Annotated in this window: 21 protein-coding genes; 8 read left to right on the forward strand and 13 right to left on the reverse strand. The window is 73.7% G+C overall.

Annotated features, from left to right (window positions below; all coding sequences use genetic code 11):
• Positions 1 to 17: 17 nt before the first annotated feature.
• Positions 18 to 335 (reverse strand): DUF2795 domain-containing protein, encoded by a 318-nt coding sequence (locus FGE12_RS10550; protein WP_153866246.1) that lies wholly within the window; start codon positions 333 to 335, stop codon positions 18 to 20.
• Between the two features lie 194 nt (positions 336 to 529).
• On the opposite strand from FGE12_RS10550, the gene FGE12_RS10555 reads away from it, so the two are divergent.
• The 3 genes from FGE12_RS10555 (at position 530) to FGE12_RS10565 (ending at position 2,315) form a co-directional block, all read left to right on the forward strand.
• Complete coding sequence (locus FGE12_RS10555; RefSeq protein WP_153866247.1) at positions 530 to 808, forward strand: hypothetical protein; 279 nt, start codon at positions 530 to 532, stop codon at positions 806 to 808.
• Positions 809 to 887: 79 nt separating this feature from the next.
• Positions 888 to 1,757, forward strand: coding sequence for a transglutaminase-like domain-containing protein (locus FGE12_RS10560; protein ID WP_194797767.1), 870 nt, complete (start codon positions 888 to 890; stop codon positions 1,755 to 1,757).
• A 12-nt stretch (positions 1,758 to 1,769) separates the two neighbouring features.
• Positions 1,770 to 2,315, forward strand: coding sequence for an NUDIX hydrolase (locus tag FGE12_RS10565; RefSeq protein ID WP_194797768.1), 546 nt, complete (start codon positions 1,770 to 1,772; stop codon positions 2,313 to 2,315).
• Here FGE12_RS10565 and FGE12_RS10570 read toward each other — a convergent pair.
• From FGE12_RS10570 to trxB, 5 genes are read right to left on the reverse strand one after another with little or no spacing between them, the layout of a single operon-like run.
• Entirely contained in the window at positions 2,312 to 2,476 is a 165-nt protein-coding gene (locus FGE12_RS10570) for a hypothetical protein (RefSeq protein ID WP_153866248.1), read from the reverse strand. The two genes, FGE12_RS10565 and FGE12_RS10570, sit on opposite strands and share 4 nt — an antisense overlap.
• A gap of 32 nt (positions 2,477 to 2,508) precedes the next feature.
• Positions 2,509 to 3,711, reverse strand: coding sequence for an aminotransferase class V-fold PLP-dependent enzyme (locus tag FGE12_RS10575; RefSeq protein ID WP_153866249.1), 1,203 nt, complete (start codon positions 3,709 to 3,711; stop codon positions 2,509 to 2,511).
• Positions 3,712 to 3,732: 21 nt separating this feature from the next.
• Entirely contained in the window at positions 3,733 to 4,182 is a 450-nt protein-coding gene (gene moaC, locus FGE12_RS10580; RefSeq protein WP_194797769.1) for a cyclic pyranopterin monophosphate synthase MoaC, read from the reverse strand.
• On the reverse strand, positions 4,179 to 5,378 hold the full coding sequence (locus tag FGE12_RS10585; protein ID WP_153866250.1) for a PLP-dependent aspartate aminotransferase family protein: 1,200 nt from the start codon (positions 5,376 to 5,378) through the stop codon (positions 4,179 to 4,181). Before FGE12_RS10585 ends, moaC begins: the two co-directional genes overlap by 4 nt.
• Before the next feature lie 34 nt (positions 5,379 to 5,412).
• The gene (trxB, locus tag FGE12_RS10590) at positions 5,413 to 6,372 is read right to left on the reverse strand and encodes a thioredoxin-disulfide reductase (RefSeq protein WP_194797770.1); all 960 of its coding nucleotides are present in this window, start codon (positions 6,370 to 6,372) and stop codon (positions 5,413 to 5,415) included.
• A gap of 72 nt (positions 6,373 to 6,444) precedes the next feature.
• Between trxB and FGE12_RS10595 the strand changes: the two genes are divergently transcribed.
• From FGE12_RS10595 to FGE12_RS10610, 4 genes are all read left to right on the forward strand, one after another.
• Positions 6,445 to 6,903, forward strand: a complete 459-nt coding sequence (locus FGE12_RS10595; RefSeq protein ID WP_153866251.1) for a cyclic nucleotide-binding domain-containing protein — start codon at positions 6,445 to 6,447, stop codon at positions 6,901 to 6,903.
• 174 nt (positions 6,904 to 7,077) lie between these two features.
• Positions 7,078 to 7,821, forward strand: a complete 744-nt coding sequence (gene radC / locus FGE12_RS10600) for a DNA repair protein RadC (RefSeq protein ID WP_153866252.1) — start codon at positions 7,078 to 7,080, stop codon at positions 7,819 to 7,821.
• Entirely contained in the window at positions 7,821 to 8,123 is a 303-nt protein-coding gene (locus FGE12_RS10605; protein WP_153866253.1) for a DUF3006 domain-containing protein, read from the forward strand. Before radC ends, FGE12_RS10605 begins: the two co-directional genes overlap by 1 nt.
• Before the next feature lie 2 nt (positions 8,124 to 8,125).
• Complete coding sequence (locus FGE12_RS10610; protein WP_153866254.1) at positions 8,126 to 10,168, forward strand: ATP-dependent DNA helicase RecQ; 2,043 nt, start codon at positions 8,126 to 8,128, stop codon at positions 10,166 to 10,168.
• A 46-nt stretch (positions 10,169 to 10,214) separates the two neighbouring features.
• Here FGE12_RS10610 and FGE12_RS10615 read toward each other — a convergent pair whose 3' ends face one another.
• Together FGE12_RS10615 and FGE12_RS10620 are read right to left on the reverse strand one after the other, a co-directional pair.
• A complete protein-coding gene (locus FGE12_RS10615) occupies positions 10,215 to 10,610 on the reverse strand; it encodes a hypothetical protein (RefSeq protein ID WP_370458953.1) in 396 nt (131 codons plus the stop codon).
• Positions 10,607 to 14,461, reverse strand: coding sequence for a tetratricopeptide repeat protein (locus tag FGE12_RS10620; RefSeq protein ID WP_153866255.1), 3,855 nt, complete (start codon positions 14,459 to 14,461; stop codon positions 10,607 to 10,609). Before FGE12_RS10620 ends, FGE12_RS10615 begins: the two co-directional genes overlap by 4 nt.
• 212 nt (positions 14,462 to 14,673) lie before the next feature.
• Between FGE12_RS10620 and FGE12_RS10625 the strand changes: the two genes are divergently transcribed.
• The gene (locus FGE12_RS10625; RefSeq protein WP_370458954.1) at positions 14,674 to 14,997 is read left to right on the forward strand and encodes a hypothetical protein; all 324 of its coding nucleotides are present in this window, start codon (positions 14,674 to 14,676) and stop codon (positions 14,995 to 14,997) included.
• A gap of 282 nt (positions 14,998 to 15,279) precedes the next feature.
• Here FGE12_RS10625 and FGE12_RS10630 read toward each other — a convergent pair whose 3' ends face one another.
• From FGE12_RS10630 to FGE12_RS10650, 5 genes are all read right to left on the reverse strand, one after another.
• Entirely contained in the window at positions 15,280 to 16,254 is a 975-nt protein-coding gene (locus tag FGE12_RS10630) for an SDR family oxidoreductase (protein ID WP_194797772.1), read from the reverse strand.
• Entirely contained in the window at positions 16,251 to 17,138 is an 888-nt protein-coding gene (locus FGE12_RS10635; RefSeq protein ID WP_153866256.1) for a lysophospholipid acyltransferase family protein, read from the reverse strand. The genes FGE12_RS10630 and FGE12_RS10635 overlap by 4 nt, the downstream gene beginning before the upstream one ends.
• Before the next feature lie 46 nt (positions 17,139 to 17,184).
• Complete coding sequence (locus tag FGE12_RS10640; protein WP_153866257.1) at positions 17,185 to 18,168, reverse strand: polysaccharide deacetylase family protein; 984 nt, start codon at positions 18,166 to 18,168, stop codon at positions 17,185 to 17,187.
• Positions 18,168 to 18,881 carry a glycosyltransferase family 2 protein gene (locus FGE12_RS10645; protein ID WP_153866258.1) on the reverse strand — a complete coding sequence of 238 codons (714 nt, stop codon included), beginning with the start codon at positions 18,879 to 18,881 and terminating at the stop codon, positions 18,168 to 18,170. Before FGE12_RS10645 ends, FGE12_RS10640 begins: the two co-directional genes overlap by 1 nt.
• 85 nt (positions 18,882 to 18,966) lie before the next feature.
• Positions 18,967 to 20,286 (reverse strand): NAD(P)/FAD-dependent oxidoreductase, encoded by a 1,320-nt coding sequence (locus FGE12_RS10650; RefSeq protein WP_153866259.1) that lies wholly within the window; start codon positions 20,284 to 20,286, stop codon positions 18,967 to 18,969.
• Positions 20,287 to 20,495 lie beyond the last annotated feature (209 nt).

Raw genomic sequence — 20,495 nt, forward strand, 5'->3', positions numbered from 1 at the left:
TGCGAGTGCTGTCCCGGTTACGGGTGACGGGTGAGGCCCTCGGGGGCGTTCTCCACCGCATCGCGGCCGAGGTTGCGGCGGTCGCGGTTCGCGCCGTCATCGTCCGACAGCCCGCCCACCGCCATGCGGCGCGCGGCCTCGGCGAAGTCGCGCATCACGTCCTCGCGCGAGTCGTACTGGCCCTTGGGCAGGAACTTGAAGAGGTTGATGACCTCGACGGGCGCCCCGTTGTCCGCGGCGGCCTTCACCAGCTGCTCGCGCCACACGGGGTAGTCCACGCTGTCCAGGTGGGACGACGGCGAGAGCGCCGGGTCCTCCTTGAGTCCGTAAGCCATCTTTGCCTGTGCCTTTCTGCCCGGGCGCTTGCGCCGGGCGCTCGGGTCACAAGATGGGAACGCGTGAGCCCGCGCACCAGCCACCCGGGCTTGCTGCGCCCCGCCGGCCTAAGCCCCCCGCCCGGGCAGGCAGCCAGCCGTGGCCGCCCTTCCGGGGCCCCCGGTCGGTTAGAAGGGGGGGCATGGATATCCAGATGGACTTGCAGACTGCAGAGCAGATGCTGCAGCTGGCCGAGCAGCTGTTCGAGCGCATGATCACCCAGCAGCAGGCCAAGGTGCTCAGGCTCGCCCGCCAGGCCGTGCCCAACATCGGGCCGGAGGACCTGCGCAACGCCCACGACTTCCCCGAGCTCAAGGCCCACCCGACCTTCGAGTACGAGGACGGCCTGCTCGCGGGGCTCATCTCGGCGCAGATCGCCGTGCGCGCGGAGATCAAGGGCCGCTTCCTGCCGCCCCTGCCGCCCGGAACCTGACGCTTCGGTGGGGGGGCCGGTGGGGCTCGGCGGTGCTCGCATTTGCCCCGCGAGGGGCGGAGGGTTAGGTGAAGGGGACGTGACGCGACCCACTGCCGCCACCGCCCGCCCCGAGCTCGCCCGCGAGCGACTCATCTCCGCCCTCGCGGCCGACCCGCCTCGCCTCGACCTGGCGGCGCTCGCCATCGCCGCGCTCGCCCACCCCGAGCTGGATGTGGCGGCCTGCCTGCACACCCTGGATGCGCTCGCCGCCCACGTGCAGCTGGAGGCCGAGCGCCACGCCGCCCTGGGCGAGCGCGACCCGGCCCTCAACCAGCTCGCGGCCCTGCGCCACGTGCTCGCGGACGTGGAGGGCTTCCGAGGCAACACCGAGGACTACGGCGCCCCGGACAACAGCTTCCTGGACTGCGTGCTGGAGCGGAAGGTGGGGCTGCCCATCACGCTCTCGGTCGTCTACCTGGAGGTCGCGCGCCGCGCCGGCATCCCGCTCTACGGCGTGCCCTTCCCCGGCCACTTCCTCGTGGCGCGCGAGGTGGGAGACCACAAGCTGGTGCTGGACCCCTTCCACGGCGGGGAGATCCTCACCGAGACCGGCTGCCGCGAGCTGCTCGAGCGCGTGGCGCCCCAGCTCAAGTTCGAGCCCTCCATGCTCACCCCCGCCCCGGTGGAGCTCGTCACCTACCGCATGCTCGCGAACCTGCGGCGCGTGTACCTCGAGCGCGAGGACGCCGAGCGCGGGCTCGCCGTGGTGGACCTGCTGCTGCTGCTCGCCCCGAACCACCCGGGCGAGCTGCGCACCCGCGCCGGGCTCTACGCCGCCATGGGCGCCTTCCGCGCGGCCCTGAAGGACGTGGAGCGCTGCCTCGAGCTGTCCCCCGAGGCGCCCGACCGCGAGCGCCTCGAGATCACCGCCCGCGAGCTGCGCGACCGCGCCGCCCTGCTCAACTGACGAGGAGCCTGCGTGACTCCGAAGCCCTGGCCCCTGCTGCGCCGCGGCCGCACCTACGACTTCAAGATCCTCCAGGTGCGCGAGGACGTGGTCGCCGACCCGCGCACCGGCAACGAGCACCCGCGCGTGACGCTGGAGTGCGCGGACTGGGTCAACGTCATCGCGTACACGAAGGGCGGCGAGCTGGTGCTCATCCGCCAGTTCCGCAACGGCATCCGGGCCAACACCCTGGAGGTGCCCGGCGGCATCATCGAGCCCGGCGAGGACCCCGCGCTCGCGGCGGCGCGCGAGCTGGAGGAGGAGACGGGCTACCGGCCCGCCCGCGTGGAGCCGCTGGGCTGGGTGCACCCCAACCCCGCGATGCAGACCAACCGCACCTACAGCTTCGTCGCGCGCGACTGCGAGAAGGTGCACGCGGGCGCCCAGGACGCGGGCGAGGACATCGCCGTGGAGCTGCACCGGCGCGAGGACGTGGCGCGGCTCATCCTCGAGAACGAGATCACCCACTCGCTCGTGGTGGTGGCCTTCTACCTCGAGGAGGCGCGCTCCGGACGCTAGGCCTGCGGCGGCTGCTGCCCGGCCTGCTCGCGCCGCTCGTCCCAGCGCCACACGCGCCGGGCCACGAGCGTGCCCAGCGCGATGAGGCCCACGAAGAGCAGCCCATACACGAGCGGCACCAGCACCACGAAGAGCAGCTCGCCCATCCCCATCTTGAACATCGGTCCCTCGCTCGTCCTGTGCGCGCGCGCCCTCAGTGGGCGCGCTTGCCCTGGAGCTGCTTCTGCAGTGTACCCGAGGCGCGCAGCTCGGCGATGGCCCCGAGGATGGCGCGGCACTCGGCGTCCGAGTTGTAGAAGTGGGGGCTCACGCGGATGCCGCCGCCGGGGCGGTAGTCCACCACGAAGCCCTGCGCGATGAGGCGCTGGCACGCGTCCTCCGCGCCCTCGAAGTCCATCACCACCGTGTTGCCGCGCCGGTGCGGGGCGCGCGGGGTGTTGACGGTGAGCCCCTGCGCGTCCGCCAGCTCCATCAGCAGGGACGTCTGCCGCAGGCTCTTCTCGCGGATGGCCGGGAGCCCCACCTCGCGGATGATCTCGTAGCCCGCCTTCGCCGCGTGCAGCGCGGGCACGCTGGGAGAGCCGCCCATGAAGCGGTGCGCGTCCTCCGCGTACTCGGGGTCTCCGAAGCGGAAGTCGAAGGGGTGCGGGTCGCTGAACCAGCCGGTGTTGCGAGGGCGGAAGGTCTTGACGTGGTCGGGCCGCGCGTAGAGGTACGCCGCGCCGGGGCCGCCGCACAGCCACTTCACGCTGCCGCCGATGAGGAAGTCCACGTTCAGCGCCTGCACGTCGATGGGGACCGCGCCGGTGGCCTGGTAGCAGTCCAGGATGACCATCGCGCCGTGCCGGTGCGCCTTCTCGATGACCGGCTGGATGTCGATGAGCCCCGAGGAGCGGAAGAGCACCAGGTCCAGCGCGAGCACGAGGGTCTCGTCGTCGATGGCGGCGAGCAGGTCCTCGGTCTCGACGTTGAGGCCGCCGTCGCGGCTCTTCACCACCTCGATGCGCGCGCCCTGGTCCCGCTGCGCGAACCAGTTGTAGGCCACCGAGGGGAAGTTCAGCTCGGTGAGCACCACCTTGTTGCGCTTCTGCCGGAAGTCCAGCCCCGAGATGAGGATGGAGGTCAGCGTGCTCACGTTCTGGTGCATCATCATCGTGCCCTTGGGCGCGTGGAGGATGTCACCGAGCATGCCCGCGACCTCGGCCACCATGGGCAGCCAGGTGTGCCAGGCCACCACGCCCTCGCTGTCCCAGCGGTCCGCGTAGGCGCGCAGGTACTCGGGCACCTTGCGCGGCATCGCGCCGAGCGAGTTGTTGATGAGGTAGCCGGCCTTGCGCTCGAGGATGGGGAACTCCGAGCGCCACTTGAGCAGCGGATCTGGGGTGGAAGGGGCCATGCCCCTTCCCTAGCACGGACGCTAGCGCTTGGGCTCGCGGCTCCACTCCCCCGAGCGGCCCCCTGCCTTGTGCTCGAGCTGCACCGCCTCGAGCACCATGCCGCGGTCCATGCTCTTGCACATGTCGTAGACCGTGAGGGCCGAGGCGCAGGCCGCCGTGAGCGCCTCCATCTCCACGCCGGTGCGGTCCACCGTGCGCACGGTGACGCGGACGAGCAGTCCCGCGCCGCCCGCCTCCGGCTCCAGCTGCACCTCCACGCCGGAGATGGAGATGGGGTGGCAGAGCGGGATGAGGTCCGGGGTGCGCTTGGTCGCCATCACCCCGGCGAGCCGGGCCGCGGCGAGCACGTCCCCCTTCTCCACCTCGCCCGCCTGGATGCGCGCGAGCGTGGCCGGGAGCATGGAGAGCCGCGCGGTCGCCACCGCGACGCGCTCGGTCTTCTCCTTGCCCCCCACGTCCACCATCTTCACGGGCGCTTCACCGCCTCGGCCACCGCGGCGAGCAGGTCGTCCGCCACGTCGTCCGGGTCCTCGAGGCCCACCGAGACGCGGATGAGGCTCTCCTTGATGCCGGCCGCCTCGCGCTCCTCGGGCGTCATCCGGCGGGCGCTGGCGCTCGCCGCGTGCATCACCAGCGTGCACACGTCCCCGAGGCTGGGGCCGGGGCGCGCGAGGCGCACCGACTCGAGGAAGCGGAAGCCCTCGGGGCGGGCCGCGCCCTTGATCTCGAAGGCCACCATGCCGCCATAGCCGCCCTCGAGCACCTCCTTCGCCACCGCGTGGTCCGCGTGGCTCGGCAGGCCCGGGTAGTACACGCGCTCGAGCAGCGGGCTCTCGCTGAGCCGCTTCGCCACGTGCAGGGCGTGCTCGTTGTGGGCCTTCATGCGCACCGCGAGCGTGCGGATGCCGCGCAGCGTGAGCCAGGCCTCGAAGGGCCCGATGACCTCGCCACCGACGAGCCGGTTGCTGCGCAGCTCCGCCATGCGCTCGCGGCTGCCGCTCACCGCGCCGCCCAGCGCGTCCGAGTGGCCGTTGAGCCACTTGGTGGTGGACTGCACCGCGTAGTCCGCGCCGAGCGCGAGCGCGCGCTGGCCGTGGGGGGACGGGAAGGTGGCGTCCACCACGAGCGCAGCGCCCACCTCGTGGGCTGCCTTCGCGATGCGGCGGATGTCCGGCACGCTGAGCAGCGGGTTGGTCACGCTCTCGGCGAGCACCATCCTGGGCTTCACCTGCGCGATGCGCTCGAGGGCGCCGGGCTTGGACATCTGCGCGGTGTGCAGCTCCACGCCGAAGCGGGCGCACAGCTGCTTGTAGAGGCGCAGGGTGACGCCGTAGCCGTCTCCCGGCATGAGGATGCGGTCCCCGGGCTTGAAGCCCTGGGCCTCGAACACCGCCTTCAGCGCCGCCATGCCGCTGCCGTAGGCCACGCAGGCCTCCGCCCCCTCGAGCGCGGCGATGGCCTCCTCGAGCAGCTCGGTGTTGGGGGCGCTGATGCGGCTGTAGCTGTAGTCCTTGCCGTCCAGCGCCAGCTCCAGGTCGTCACAGGAGTCGAAGTAGCTGACGGCCGAGACGTGGATGGAGGGCACCACCGGGTGGGAGCGGGTCGCCAGGGGGCGGGCGCCCGCGTGCACCGCGACGGTCTTCGCCTTCTGCTGCTTCGTGCTCATGGAGGGGGGCCTGGGGCTGGAGAGGTGGAGGGGACTACTCGCCGTGCTCGATCATCCAGCGCTCGGCGTCGATCGCCGCCATGCAGCCGGTGCCTGCCGCGGTGATCGCCTGGCGGTAGTAGCTGTCCTGCACGTCGCCGCAGGCGAACACGCCCTCGATGCTCGTGCGGGTGCTGCCCGGCACGGTCTTGAGGTAGCCGTTGTCGTGGGTCTCGAGGATGCCCTTGAACAGCTCGGTGCTCGGCGTGTGGCCGATGGCCACGAAGAGCCCGGTGGCCGCGAGCTGCTTGCGGTCCCCCGTCTTGAGGTTCTTCACGATGGCGCCGCTCATGCCCTTGGCGTCCCCGAGCACCTCCTCCACCGCGCTGTCCCAGAGGAAGGAGATCTTGGGGTTCTGGAAGGCGCGCTCCTGCATGATCTTGGAGGCGCGCAGGGAGTCGCGGCGGTGGATGACCGTGACGCTCTTCACGATCTTGGCCAGGTAGTTGGCCTCCTCCATCGCCGTGTCGCCGCCGCCCACCACCAGCACGTCCTGGTTCTTGAAGAAGGCGCCGTCACAGGTGGCGCAGGCCGAGACGCCGCGGTTCTGGTAGGTGTCCTCGCCCTTCACGTGCAGCCACTTGGCGGACGCACCGGTGGCGATGATCACGGTCTCCGAGTGGTAGGAGGCGGTCTCGCCCTGGATGAAGAAGGGGCGCTTGCTGAAGTCCACCTTCAGCACGTTCTCCATGTGGATCTTGGTGCCGAAGCGCTCGGCCTGCTTCTGGAAGTTCTCCATCAGCTCCGGACCGGTCACACCCGTGGGGAAGCCCGGGTAGTTCTCCACGTCCGTGGTGACCATCAGCTGGCCGCCGGGCACGCGCTGGGGCGCCTCGAGCGTGGGGCCGCCCGCGAACATCACCGGCTGCAGGTTGGCCCGCGCCGCGTAGATGGCGGCCGTGTAGCCCGCAGGCCCCGAGCCGATGATGGTGACCTTGTTGATCTTCTCCGCCACTTTGGACCTCGCTCCTGATTGCTGTAGAGAGGGGGAACCGTACCAGAGCCGCCCTGCCCCCGTGAGTCCCAGATGGATGCCCAGCTGCTCAAGAAGGTTGCGCTCTTCGAGGGATTGACCCAGGGCCAGCTCGCCAAGGTGGCCAGCATCGCCCAGCCCCGCACCTACGAGGGGGGCGCCTTCCTCTTCCGGGAGGGAGACGCCGGGCACGAGGTGTTCATCCTCCTGTCCGGCAAGGTGCGCATTTCCAAGAGCGTGCCAGGCATCGGGGAGGAGGCGCTGGCCATCCTCGAGCCCGGCCAGTACTTCGGCGAGATGGCGCTCATCGAGGACAGCCCCCGCTCCGCGGACGCCATCGCCCACACCCCCTGCAGCGTGTGGGTCATCGAGCGCGCCCAGCTGGACCGGCTGATGTTCACCGACAAGGACCTGGCGTACGTGCTGCTCTGGACCTTCGTGCGCACGCTCTCGGTCCGCCTGCGCGAGACGAACGACAAGATCAAGGCGTTCTTCGCCATCTCGCGCTTCTAGCGCCCGCGTTCTCGGCGCCCGAGAGGGCAGCTGGTGCGGGCGCGTCCGTCCGGGGCCGCGGGCAGCTGCGGCGGGCCGGGACGGCGCGGCCGGGGCCCTGCCCAGGGCGCGGCGGTGGGCACGCACGTTGCTCTTCTCTCTCCGGCGCGGCCGGCGGCCGGGACGGGGGGCGGGATGGAGCGGTGGGAGGTCGGGGGCGAGGGGTCGGGAGACGAGGGGCTGGAGGCACCGCGCGAGCGGCTGTACCGGCTGGGGGCCGCGGCGCTCACCGACCCGGAGCTGCTCGGGGTGCTGCTCGCGCCGGCGGGGCGCGGCGCCGGGGGTCTCGCGGGCTCGCTGCTCGCGGCGGGCGGCGGCCTGCGGGCCCTGCTGCAGCTGGATCCCCAGGAGCTGTGCCAGCGGCCGGGACTGGGGCGGGTGCGCGCCGCGCAGCTGGTGGCCGCGCTGGAGCTGGGGCGGCGCGCGCAGCGGGCCTCCGAGCGGCGGCCGCGGCTGCGCACGCCCTCGGAGATCTACGCCTACCTCGCCCCCACGCTCAGCGCGCTGCGCCGCGAGGTCTTCCACGTCCTGTGCTTCAACCCGCGCAACGTGCTGCTGCACGACGCCCGCGTGGCCGAGGGCACCATGAACGCGTGCCCGGTGGACCCGCGCGAGGTGTTCGCCACGGCGCTCACCGCGCGCGCGAGCGCCATCGTGCTCGCGCACAACCACCCCTCCGGAGACCCCGAGCCCTCGGCGCAGGACGTGGCCCTCACCGCCCAGCTCGCGGAAGGGGGGCGCCTCCTGGGCATCAAGGTGCTGGACCACGTGGTGGTGGGAGATGGCGCCTTCGCCTCGCTGCTCGAGCGCGGGCAGCTGCTCGCGCCGCCCGAAGCGGGCGTGCAGTGGAGCGCGGGCGGCGGCAGGAGGAGGCGCTGATGGCGGGCATCGGGGGTGTGGGCGGTGCAGGGGGCGCGCTGCAGGTGGAGCTGCTCGAGGGGGCGCGCGCCGAGGTCGTGGACCTGGACACGGGACAGGTGCGCGGGATGGCACGTTGCGCACTGCCGCGCGGGGTGCGCGAGGGGGACGTCGTGGTGGACGGCCGGCTGGACGCGGAGCGGACGGCCAGGCTCGCGGAGGAGGTCCGCGCGCTGCGGGCCCGGCTCGCCGTCCCAGTGGCGGGCGGCCTGGATCTCGCGGCCCCCTCACGCCTTGGGTTGAATTCCCGAAGGGAACGGTGAATATGCGCCGGATGCCCGCAGCCCTGCCCCACCTCGAGCAAGCCCACGCGGGGCTGGTGCGCCACTTCGGGCTCGCGAGCTTCCGGCCCGGCCAGGACGAGGTCATCAGCGCGGTGCTCGACGGCCGCAACGTGGTGGTGGTGATGCCCACCGGCGCGGGCAAGAGCCTCTGCTACCAGCTCCCGGCGATGCTCCTGCCCGGGCTCACGCTGGTGGTGAGCCCGCTCATCGCGCTGATGAAGGACCAGGTGGAGGCGCTCACGGCGCGCGGCATTCCCGCCACCTTCATCAACTCGAGCCTGGGCGACCTGGAGCGCGCCGAGCGGCTGCGGCGGGTGCGCGCGCGCGAGTACCGGCTGCTCTACGTGGCGCCCGAGCGCTTTCGCAGCGGGAGCTTCCTGGAGACGCTGGCCGGCGTGGGCGTGGACCTGCTCGCGGTGGACGAGGCGCACTGCATCAGCGCCTGGGGCCACGACTTCCGCCCGGACTACGCGCTGCTGGGCCAGGTGCGCAAGCGCCTGCGCCCCCCGCGCACCGTGGCCCTCACCGCCACCGCCACCCCCGAGGTGCGCGACGACATCGTGCGCTCGCTGCTGATGAAGGACCCGCTCGTGTACGCGCGCGGCTTCGATCGGCCCAACCTCTTCCTGGACGTGGTGGGGGTGAGCGGAGACGAGGAGCGGCGCCAGGCGAGCGCACAGCTCGCCTCCGAGGGCGGCAGCGGCATCATCTACTGCTCCACGCGGCGCGCGGCGGAGGGCCTGCACGCGAGCCTGCGCACGCGGGGGCTGCGCAGCGTGCTGTACCACGCGGGCATGGAGGACGAGGCGCGGCGGCGCGCCCAGGACGACTTCATGTCCGCGAAGGACGCGGTGGCCGTGGCCACCAATGCCTTCGGCATGGGCATCGACAAGCCGGACATCCGCTTCGTCGCCCACGCGAACATCCCCAAGGCCGTGGAGGCCTACTACCAGGAGATCGGCCGCGCGGGACGAGACGGGGAGCCCGCGCGCGCGGTGCTGCTCTTCAACCACGCGGACGTGTACACGCAGGAGCGGCTCATCGAGAGCAGCCACCCCTCCGAGGCGGTGCTCGCGGACGTGTGGGGGCTCCTGCAGGGCGTGGACGCGTACGACCGCGGCCTGCTCGCGCTCGCGGGCGCGGTGGGCGCGAGCGAGTTCGAGGTGAGCGCCGCGCTCAAGATCTTCGAGCGCGAGGGGAAGCTCGAGCGCGGCGGGCGCGGCGAGGGCGAGTACGGCCTCACCCTCACGGAGCGCGCCACCCTCGCCCACCCCCACGCCCCGGACGCCCAGCGCCTCCTGCAGTCGATGTTGGAGACGGTCTCCATCGGCCGCACCATCACCACCGAGCTGCCCCTGCTCGCGCGCCGCACGGCCCTCTCCGAGGACGAGGTGCGCCACGCGGTGGGGCTCCTGGAGAAAGCCGGGGCGCTGCACGTGCGCAGGCCCTTCGCCGGCCGCGCCATCCGCGCGCTGGCGCGCGTCCCCTTCCGCGAGCTGGGCGTGGACCTGGAACGCGTGCGCGAGCAGGAGCGGCGCGCGCTGCTGCTGCTCAAGCGGATGACGGACTACGCGTACACCAAGCGCTGCCGCCGCGCCTTCCTGCTGCAGTACTTCGGGCAGCAGGACGTGGAGCCCACCTGCACCGGCTGCGACGTGTGCGCGGGCAGCCGCGCGCAGAAGCTCGTCTCGGCCTCACGCACGGCGGGCGCACCGGGGGCCCCGCCCCCGGGCTACAGCGAGCTCGCGGCCACCGAGCTGCGGCGCTGGCGCAAGGAGCTCGCGCGCGAGCTGGACATCCCGCCTTTCATCATCTTCAACGACGCCACCCTGCTGGGCCTCGCCGCGGTGCTGCCCACCGACCGCGCGAGCTTCCTCGGGGTGAAGGGCACCGGGGAGAGCCGCTGGGAGCGCTTCGGGCCCAAGGTGGTGGAGATCTGCCTCATGGCCCGCGCGGCCGGGCACACCCCCACCGCCGCACCCGTGGCGCCGCACCTTCGGCGCGCGCGCAGCCGCAAGGTGTAGGGCCGGCGCGCGTGCGCCTCCGGAATGCGGAGGCGCCCCCGGGGCCTCAGTGCCGCTGCTGCAGGCGGCGCTCGAGCGCGCCGCGCACGCTCCAGCCGGCGAGCCCCACCAGCAGCGCGAGCAGGAAGATGACCCCCAGCGTGGTCGCGCCGAACACGAGCCGCACCCCGAGCTCGCTCACGCGGCCCTCGAGGTACGCGTCGCGCAGGGGCGAGAGCGCCCCCACCAGCTCCAGCGCCCGCGCGGGCAGCGAGTCCAGCGAGAGCGAGAGGCGCTGCAGGAAGCGCGAGGGGTACATGCGCCGGCCCAGCTCCACGCCGATGCCCAGCAGCAGGTAGAGCACCGAGAGGATGAAGGCATTGCCGCCGAGCACCGACCACAGCGGGGCGCGCGGGCGCGGGCCCGAGGGCGGCGAGCGGGGTGTGCCGGCAGGTGCGCTCACTGGCCCACCGCCACGAGCCGGCGCTTGAGCGTGGGCACGAGCTTCTTCACCCGCGCGGCCTCGGGCGCGGCGCCTGCGCGCTCGAGGAAGGCCTCGTACTCGGCGAGCGCGCGGCCCGGGTCCGTGCGCTCGAGGGACTCGGCGAGCGCGAGGCGCACGAGCCCGTCCGCGGGCTCGAGCTCGGCGGCGCGCTGCAGCGCCGTGCGCCCCGCCTCCTCCTGGCGCTGGCGCAGCAGCACCAGGCCGAGCGCGAGCTGGGCGCGGCCGGACTGCGGGTCCAGCTTCACGGCCTCCTCGGCCGCGGCGCGCGCCTCTTTCGGCGCGCCCGTGGCGAGCAGCACCCGCGCGAGCGCCGCCTGCGCAAAGGCGCGGTCCGCGGCGCTCGGGGCCTTGCCGGCGAGCTGCTGCAGCGCGCGCACCGCGGGCTTGCCGCCGCCCTCCGGCAGCTCGGACCAGTAGGCGCCCACCTGGCCGCAGGCGCTCTCGGGCTCCTCGCGCCGCGCCGCCTCGAAGGCCTTCTGCGCGCCCCCGGCGTTGCCCTGGCGCAGGAAGGCGTGGCCGATCTCGCAGAAGGTGGGGGCGCTGTGCGGGTCCAGCTTGTTCGCGCGCTCGAGCGCGGCGAAGCCCGCCTTCGCGTCGCCTGCGCGGAAGGCGAGCACCGCGCGCAGGCGCTGCGCCTCGGGGTCCGCGGGAGAGAGCTTCACGGCGCGCGCGGACGCCGCGTCCGCCTCGGCGACCCGGCCCGCCTGCAGCAGGGCGAGCGCGAAGCCCTTCTGCCCCCGCGCATCGCCCGGGTTGTCCAGCTGCCACGCCTCGTACTGCTTGAGCGCCTCGGGGCCGCGGCCCAGCGCGAGCAGCGTGCGGCCCAGCGCGTCGCGCGCCTCACCGTGGTAGCCGTTGCGGGCCACCGCCTGGTTCAGCGGCTCGAGCGCGAGGTCCGGCAGCCCCAGGGAGAGCAGAAGCCGGCCGAGCGCGCAGGCGCCCTCGGCGTCGAGCGGATCCTTGCTCGCGGACTCGAACTGGCTGCGGGCGCGGTCGCGCTGGCCCAACTGCCAGTACACCTTGCCCAGGGCCACCTGCACGGGCCCGCGCGCGCTGCGCACCGAGGCCAGCGTGCGCTCGAGCACGCTGCGCGCCTGCTCGGCGTTGCCCGCCGCCGCGTCCGCGAGGGCGAGGTACACCACGGCCTCCGTGGGGTAGCGGTCGCTCACCCGCGTGCGGGCGAGCTCGGCGCGGGCGCGCTTCCAGTCGCCCAGGCGCGTGTACGCCGCGCCGCGCACCAGGGCCACCTTGCGCCCGGGCGCCTCGCCCAGCCGCGCGAGCGCGTCGCGCTCGCGGTCGCGGTCCACCAGCGTGCGCCCCAGCCCCTCGAGCGCCTCCTCGTTGTCGGCGCGCAGGGCCAGCGCCGCCTCGAAGGCGCGCTGGGCCGCGGGCAGGTCTCCGGCCACGCGCGCCACCTGCCCGAGGGCGAGCTGCACCTCGAAGGAGCGCGGCCCCTCGGCCTGCGCGGCGAGGAGGCTGCGCGCCTCCGGATGGCGGCCCAGCGCCGAGAGCAGCCGCGCCTGTGCGAGCACCTGGCGCTCGCGCAGGCCCTCGGGCAGGCCCGCGCCCTTCTCGCGCGCGAGCTCCCGGCCCAGCGCCTCCATGTCCGCGAGCGCCTGGGGCAGCTCCTGGCCCAGCGCGATGCGGGCCTCCGCGCTGCCCACCCGCACGGCCGGGTGCTGCGGGGAGGCCGAGCGCGCCGTCTCGTACACCTTGAGCGCGTTGGGCAGGTCTCCGTACTCGAGGTAGTAGCCCCCCAGTGCCACCAGCGCGCGCACGTGGCGCGGCTGCAGCGCGAGCGCGCGCTGGAAGTGGCCCACGGCGGCCTTCGCGTCGTGCTCGCGCAGCGCGAGCTGGCCGGCGAGCGCGTGCACCTCCGCGTTCTCCAGGCTCGAGCCGAGCAGCGCAGCGCGGGCGGCGGGGCGCGCGGCGTCGTCCGCCACGCGCAGGTCCGTCACCAGCGCGAGCGCCGGCTGCTCCGCGCGCACGCCCGGGTGCGCGAGCGCCTCGAGGGCGAGGCGGCGCTCCTCGGGGCTCTGCCCCTGCTCGGAGAAGCGCAGCGCGTGCGCGTGCGCGCTCAGGCCCCAGGCCCGCGTGCTCTCCGGGTCCATCTCGTGCGCGCGCGAGAGCAGGGTGAGCGCACGCTCCAGTGAGGCGGGCGTGTCCTCACCGAGCGCCCGCTCCGCCAGGTCCAGGGTCTCGCCCAGCGTCTGCCCGCCCTGCGCAGCGCGGCGGGTGAAGAAGACGCCGGCGCCCACCCCCAGCACCACGAGCGCGACGAGCGCGAGCGCGAGCTTCGGTCCGTGGCGGCGCAGCAGCGAGGGGCGAGCCTCCTGCTGCGCGAGCTTCTCGCGCAGCTCGCGCTCGTAGGCCTGGGCAATCTCCGCGGCACGCGTCGGCGTGGTCGCGGTGGGCGCGCTCGCGGCGAGCTCCGGGGCCGCCGGGGGCGCGAGCTCGGGCAGGTCCTCCAGCAGCGAGCGCTTGGAGCGCGCGGGCGCCGGGACGGGCTCGGGCAGCGGCTCGGGAGGCGGCGGGAGGAGCTCTCCGAGCAGGCCTCCGCCGTCACCGCCCGCCACCGGGGCCGCGGCCTCCTGCGGGTCCGCCCAGCTGGGCAGCGCGACGTCCAGGGCGGGCTCGCCCGCGTTGCCCTCGGGAGCGGAGGCGGCGTGCTCGCTCACGCCCTGGAGGCCGCCGTCGAGCGCCTGCAGCACCGGCGGGGCGAAATCATTCGAGCCGGGCGAGGAGTCCACGGGCTGCAGCACCGGCGGGGCACCCGCGCTGGGCGGGGCCTCCACCGGCTGCAGCACGGGGGGGCCGCCCTCCGCGGACACGAGCACGGGCGGTGCGCCGCGGGAGCGCTCGGGACGCGCGCGGCGCACCACCTGCGGCAAGCCCGCCTCGCGCGGGGCGGCCGCGCGCGGCGCCTCGTGCACCGGGGTGCCCTGCGCCGGCGTGCTCAGGTCCACGTCCTCGGAGGGAAGCTCCGGCTTCCCGGCGCGCCCGCCCGCCGCCGCGGGGCTGGGCAGCGCGTTCGCGTCACCCGCAGCGGAAGTCGCGGTTGCCGCGGGGCCGGGCAGCGCGATTGCGTCGGGCCCGGCGGAGTGCGTCCGCCCAGCGGGGCCCGGCAGGGCAATCGCCTCGCCCGCGGCGCTCGTCCCCACGGCGGAGGAGGCAGGCTCCTCCCGTCCGGCGCGCGGCGCCGTCTGCGCACGGAGCCCCGAGGACTTCGCGTTCCCTGCTGCGGGCGCCTCGGCGGTGCTCGAGGGGCGCGCGCTCGAAGCGCTCACTGCGTCCGGAGCGTGCGTCGATGCGTCGGTGGCGGGCGCGTCCGGGTCGTGGGCCCCCGCGGCGTCCTGCGCGCGCGTCACGCTGTGGAGGTCGGCGAAGACGGGTGCGGGGCCGCCGGCGAGCGCGCCCTGCGTCTGCTCCAGCCACAGCCGCACGCGCCCGTCCTCGGGCTGCAGCGCCACGGCCTTGCGCAGGATGGGCAGCGCGGAGCGGTAGAGCCCGCGCTGCAGCAGCGTCTCGCCGATGAGGTTGTAGGCGTGCGGGTTGTCGCGGTCGATCGCGATGGCCTGGTCGAACTGGGACATCGCCTCGGCGGGGCGCCCCTGGACGATGAGCGCCTTGCCCCACAGCACGCGGCCCACCACCGAGGTGGGGTGGTGCGTGAGCCCCTGCGCGCAGACCTCCACGGCGCGCGCCGGGTCTCCGGCATCGAGCAGCGCGCGCGCGAGCTCCACGAACACGGTGGAGGTTGGATCCTGGGCGAGGACTTGCGCGTAGCGCTCCACCATCGACTTGGCCATGGGCGTTGCAGACTCCGGTGCGGACTCTCGGAAGAGCGGGCGGGGGCGCGAGACCATAGCACCCGTGCGCGCGCCTCCGGCCTCCCTTGGTGCTAGCCTGCCGCACCGTGATCCGCCTGCTCGCCCTGCTCCTGTGCCTCCTCCCCGTACTGGGTGGGGGCTGTTCCCACACGAAGCCCCGCTCCAGCGGGTTGGAGGGCCTGCGCCCAGTCGTGGAGGACTTCCACAAGATGGTGCGCTGGGGCGAGTACCGCGCCGCGGCGCGCTACGTCGTGCCCGAGCGGCGCGCGGACTTCGAGCGCGCGCGCCGCGAGCTCAACGACGCGCGCGACCTCTCCATCACCGACTACGAGATCGACGAGGCCACGCTCGCCCCCGACGAGCAGCACGCCACCGTCGTCAGCCGCATCCAGTGGATGCGCCTGCCGTCGATGAGCGCGAAGACCTCCACGGTGACGTCGCAGTTCGTCTACGTGAACGGGGCCTGGCTGCTCGAGCGCCAGAGCGAGGGCCCCTTCGCGGACGCGCTGCGCTAGCGAGGCTGCAGCACGCTCAAAAAAATCCGCCCGCCACCCCGGGGCCGGCCGAGGTGACGGGCGTCGGGAGCTCCCCCATGGAGCGCCCATGTCGGAGGACCCGAAGAGCAATCCAGGTGCCACCTCGGAGCTTCTCAGGGGCCGCTCGGGAAATCGGGCAGTTGGGCTGACGCAGGGCCTGCGGGGCCCCCTCCCTCCCCGCGGGATGCGACACGACTGTCAGGGACGGCGTGCAGCGGGCTGCACGCGGGTGGGCAAAGGGCTGCGCACCCGCTCCCCTGTCTACTCGCCGAGCACGGCGCGGATGGTCTCGCGCATCGTGTGGCGCGGCTGCCACGCCACGTCCTCGCGCCAGCGCGCGCCGTCCACCGCGCAGAGGAACTGGATGTGGTCCAGCTCCGGCGGCGGGAAGCTCGCGAGCCGGTACTTGAAGAGCGCGCCGAGCAGCGGGCGCGCGAGGGGATGGGGCACGGGGATGGGCGTGCTGCCCAGCTCGCGGAAGATGGCGGAGAGCGGCACCTCGCCGGGGCCCACCACGTTGTAGACGCCGCGCAGGCCGGGCCGCAGCGCCTCCACCATCGCGCGCGCCACGTCCTCCACGTGGATGAGCTGCACCATGGGATCGAAACCCGCGAGCACCCACGGGTGGCGCTTGCGCAGGTAGTTGCTGGGCGCGTTCTTGATGCCCGGCCCCACGATGTGCACCGGGCGCAGGATGACCGTCTCGATGTCCGGGTGCTTCCAGAAGAAGCCGTGCGCGAGCATGTCCACCTCGATGAGGTCGCGCACGCCCGAGAAGCGGCTCGCGCCCATGAGGGGCGCATCCTCGGTGAGGAAGTTCGAGTTGTCGGGGCTGGGGCCGTAGACGTTCGCGCTGCTGAGCACCACCAGCTTCTTCACGCCGTACTTCGCGCAGTACTCGAGCAGGCGCGTGGTGCCCACCACGTTGAAGGAGTGGTGCTCCTCCTCGCTCATGCGCGGGTCGTGCATGATGCCCATGTGGATGACGGCGCGCACGTCGTGCTTGCGGAACACGTCCTCCGCCTTCTTCTTGCGCAGGTCCAGCTGGTGCATCTCCACGTCCTTGGGCGCGCCCACGAAGGGGCGGCGGTCCAGGCCGAGGATGCGCTCGCGCGTGTGCAGCAGCTTCGCCAGCGTGCGGCCGAGGTTGCCGCTGATGCCGGTGACCACCACGCCGGGGCGCTCGCGCCCAGCGCCGCTGGAGCCGCCGCTGCCGCCCTTCTCGCGCGGGCTCACCGGAACACCCCCTGGCGCTCGCGCAGCCCCTGGTTGAGCAGGGTCTGGATGGCGCCCTTCACGGTGCGCACCTTCTTGTCCAGCTCGCTGTCCTCGTCGTCCGCGCGGCCGCGGAAGTGCAGCGGCTCGCCGAAGTAGATGCGGTACTTGGTGGGCAGCGGGAAGGGCACGCCGGTGGGGGTGATGGGGAAGGCGGGCATGCCGAGCAGCCGCGCGAGCGGCTTGAGGTCCAGCAGCGCGGGCGCCTGCTCCTCGGCGCCCACCACGGCCACCGGCACGATGGGGGTGTCCGTCTCCAGCGCGAGCCGCATGAAGCCCAGGCCGAAGTCCTGCAGCTGGTAGCGCTGGGGCCAGAGCTTGGCGATGCCGCGCGTGCCCTCGGGGAAGACGAGGATGGCCTCGCCCGCGTTGAGCAGGCGGCGGCAGTTCTCCGGGGTGCCCACGATCTGCCCCATGCGCGCCATGAAGGTGGAGACGTAGGGCAGGGCCGGCACCCACTTGTCCACGAGGCTGCGGATGAAGCGCGGGGGCCGGGCCTCGAGCACCATGGCCACGCCGATCATCGCGCCGTCCATGGGCAGCTGGCCCGAGTGGTTGCTCACCAGCAGCACCCGGCCCGGCGGCACGCGCTCGATGCCGTGCACCTGCACGCGGTGGTAGTGGCGGTAGAGCCAGATGAAGGGGGCGAGCGCCGCGAGGCTGAACTCGCGGTTGAAGCCGAAGGGGTCCACCCCGTACTCGTTCTCCGTGCGCGCGAGCGCGCTGAAGCGGTCGGCGCTGCTGCCGGCGCCGCCCGCCGCACCGCCAGCCGCGCCCTCTGCCGCCATGCGCTCCGTCCACTGCCGCAGGCCGCGCTTCACCCTGTCGCCGAGCTGCTCGAGCATGGGTGGGGTGTTTACACCCGGCCCGGCCCCGAAGGGGAGGCGCAACTCACGGAGCGTCGGCACCCGACGGGCGCCCCTGCGGGGCGAGGCGCTCGGCCGCCTGGCACAGCGGCAGCAGCTCGCGCTCCGCGCGCACCCGGGCGAGCAGCGCCGCGAGGCGCTCGAGCTTGAGCGAGGCCCTCACGCGCAGGTCGCGCTGGCGGCGCACCAGCGCCTCCGGGATGCCGTCGCTCGCGTCCAGCGCGTCCACCGCGTGCAGCTCCAGGTTGAAGAGTGCGTCCCGGCGCAGGGCGCGGTAGAGCGAGGCGGTGACGGCCCCGGGCAGCGTGGCCACGAAGGTGCCGATGACGGGAAAGCGCAGGCCCGGGGTGACGCTCACCGGCAGCTCCAGCACGCGGCCCTCGCCGCGCCGGTAGGGGGCGGCGGGGTCGGGCCAGTAGGGCGTGCGCGGCGCGAGCAGCACGCGCGGGCTGTCCAGCACCGAGCGCGAGGGGCGCCGCGCGAGCGCGAGCGCGCCCATCACGGTGGCCTTCGCGGCGTAGTAGGGCGCGGCCGGGAAGGTGGAGGAGGCGTAGCGGTAGCCGCGCGCCTCACAGGCCCGGTACAGCGCGGCGCTCAGCGTGTAGCCCGGCGCGCGAAAGCCCACGGGCGCACGTCCCGTGGCCGCCTCCAGCGCCGCGTCCGCGCGCGCGAGGTCCTCGAGGATGTCCCCGGGCGCGCGGCGCGAGAGCGCGTAGTCGTGGGAGAAGGAGTGGCTCGCCACCTCGTGGCCGCTCGCATGGGCGGCCGCGAGCGCAGCGCTCGCGCCCGGCAGCGCGAGGTCCTCGCCGATGGCGAAGAGCGTGGCGGGGGCGCCCGCGCGCTCGAAGCACTCGAGCAGCCGCGGCAGCGCCACGCCGTAGACGAGGCGGCGCGCGCGCTCGTCGAGCAGCCGCTCGTCCAGCCCGTGGATGCGGCAGTAGTGGGGCAGCGAGTCGAGGTCGACCGACGCCGACGCGAGCGAGACCGACGCGAGCGGGCCCGTGCGCATCAGGTGCCGCGGATGCGGATGACGTAGAAGAGCTTGCCCACGTTCTTGAGCACGTTGGGCACGCGCCGGAAGAGGTGGATGGAGGGCTGGCGCTTCTCGTGGAGCTGGATGGGGATCTCCAGCACGCGCAGGCCCTGGCGCCAGGCGCGGATGACGAACTCGCTGGCGAACACGTCCATGTCCACCACGCAGCGCTCGATGACGGGCAGCAGCGCCTCGCGGCGGAAGGCCTTGAGCCCGTGGGTGTCCGTGCCCTTGAAGCCGAGCGCCACCTTGAGCAGGCGGTTGTGCACGCGGGTGGCGGCGCGGCGCACGAGGGGGCGGTGGTCGCTCGCGCCGCGCGCGGCCTTGCTCCCCACCACCATGTCCGCCTCGTCGTGCACGAGCCGCGGGAGCGCGGCGTCGTAGAAGGTGAGGTCGCACAGGTCGATCTCGTCGCAGATGACGAACTTCCCGCGCGCCTCGAGCAGGCCGCGCTTGAGCGCCGCGCCGTAGTTGGGCGTCTCGCTGTGGAACCAGCGCAGCCGGCCCGGGTGCTCCTGGCACATGCGCTCGAGGATCTGCGGCGTGGCGTCCCGGCTGCCGTTCTCCGCGAAGATGATCTCGTAGTCGAGGCCGCGGGCCTCGAGCCCCTCGCGCAGCTCGGCGGCGGCCGAGGCGACGATGGAGGCCTCGTTGTAGACGGGGATGACGATGGAGAGGAACGGGGCCATGGCTCTGGGTCCGCGCTGCTAACACGGCCGCGCGCGGGGCGTCGACGGTTTGTGGCGCCCCCTGCCTCGGAGCCGACAGCGCGCGCTAGCCCTGCACGGCGCGCGCGGCCGCGCGGCCCGCGAGGATGGCGTCCTCCATGGAGGAGTACTCCCACTGCCCGTAGCGGCCGGCGGTCTGGATGCCCGCGTGCTCGAGGAAGCGGAGGATCTCCCGCTTCGCCTCGCCGTAGGCCGCGTCGTAGAGCACGTAGGCGTGGGGGATCTCCCGCGCGCGCGCGAAGCGCACGTCCTCGGCCGCGTGGATCATCTGCGAGCGCAGCAGGTCCTCGACCGCGTGGCGCTCGCACGCCTCCTTCGAGAGCTCGCCGTGGTGGCTGTACTCCACGTAGAAGGTGCTGGTGTCCGGGGGCGCGAGCGCCGCGTACACCGCCGAGGGCGAGCCGATGCGGTAGGTCTTGAACTCGGGCTCCGGCAGGTAGATCCAGTGCCAGGGCTGGCGGTTCGCGCCGCGCACGCCCACGCTCACGTAGGTGACGGTGGTGGCCCTCAGGCGCGAGGCGGCCGCGCGCACCTCGTCCGGCACCCCCGAGGCGCCCTCGCCCAGCAGCCGCACCAGCCCGGGCAGGGACACGGTGGACACCAGGTGGCGGTAGCCGAGCGTGCGCCCGTCCGAGAGGCTCACCCGGCGCGCGCGCCAGTCGATGGCGGTGGGCTCGGTGCGCACCGAGACCTCGCCGCCCTCGAGCCCGCGCAGCATCGCGCGCGCGAGCGACTCGATGCCGCCCTCGCGCGGGTAGATGAACGAGGCGTTGTAGCCCAGCGCATCGCTGCCCACGCCGAGCGCCCCGTCCACGACCTCCTTGAGCGTGGGGCGCGGCACGAAGCGCCCCACCCACTCGGCCGAGAGCTCGGAGGGGTCCACCGTCCAGAGCTTGCGGTTGTAGGGCAGCATGAAGTTCTTCGCGAAGCCCTCGCCCATGTAGCGCAGGATGAACTCGGTGAAGTTCGCGGGCTCGCGCTCGCGCAGCGCCCTGCCCTTCTCGCCGTACACGGCCTCCACGTAGCCCACGAGGTTCTCGGCCACGACCTCGGGCGGCAGGCCGTGCGTGTTCACCTGGTAGGGAAAGCGCGTGAAGACGCCGCGGCTGAACACCGCCGCGCGGCGCTGGAGGGTGACCAGCTGGCCCGGCAGCCAGCGCTCGGTGACGAGCGCGCGGATCTCCGGGTCGCGCAGGTGCAGCCAGTGCCCGGTGGGGTCGAAGAGGCAGCCCTCGATCTCCTCCGTCTTGATCAGCCCGCCCACCCGCTCGCTGCGCTCCACGAGCTGCCAGGGCCGCGCGCGCCCGAGGAAGTGCGCGGTCGAGAGCCCTGCGAGTCCCCCACCCAGGATGACGGTCGGTTCCATGTACGTCCGGGGTCTACCACGCCCGCGCGCCCCCGACCTGCCGCGCGAGCACGCGGGCGCTGATCGCGCTCGCGCGCAGGACGGGGGCAGTACATGTCGCTTGCCCGCCTACCCTCCCAGCCGCTTCGCGCAGCAGCGGAGCAAGCGAGCCTCCACGGAAGAAAGTGGCTCTGCTACCGTGCGCTCCCTCGCGCCGCCCCGCGCGTGTG

The organism is Aggregicoccus sp. 17bor-14, from assembly GCF_009659535.1.
Taxonomy (GTDB): domain Bacteria; phylum Myxococcota; class Myxococcia; order Myxococcales; family Myxococcaceae; genus Aggregicoccus.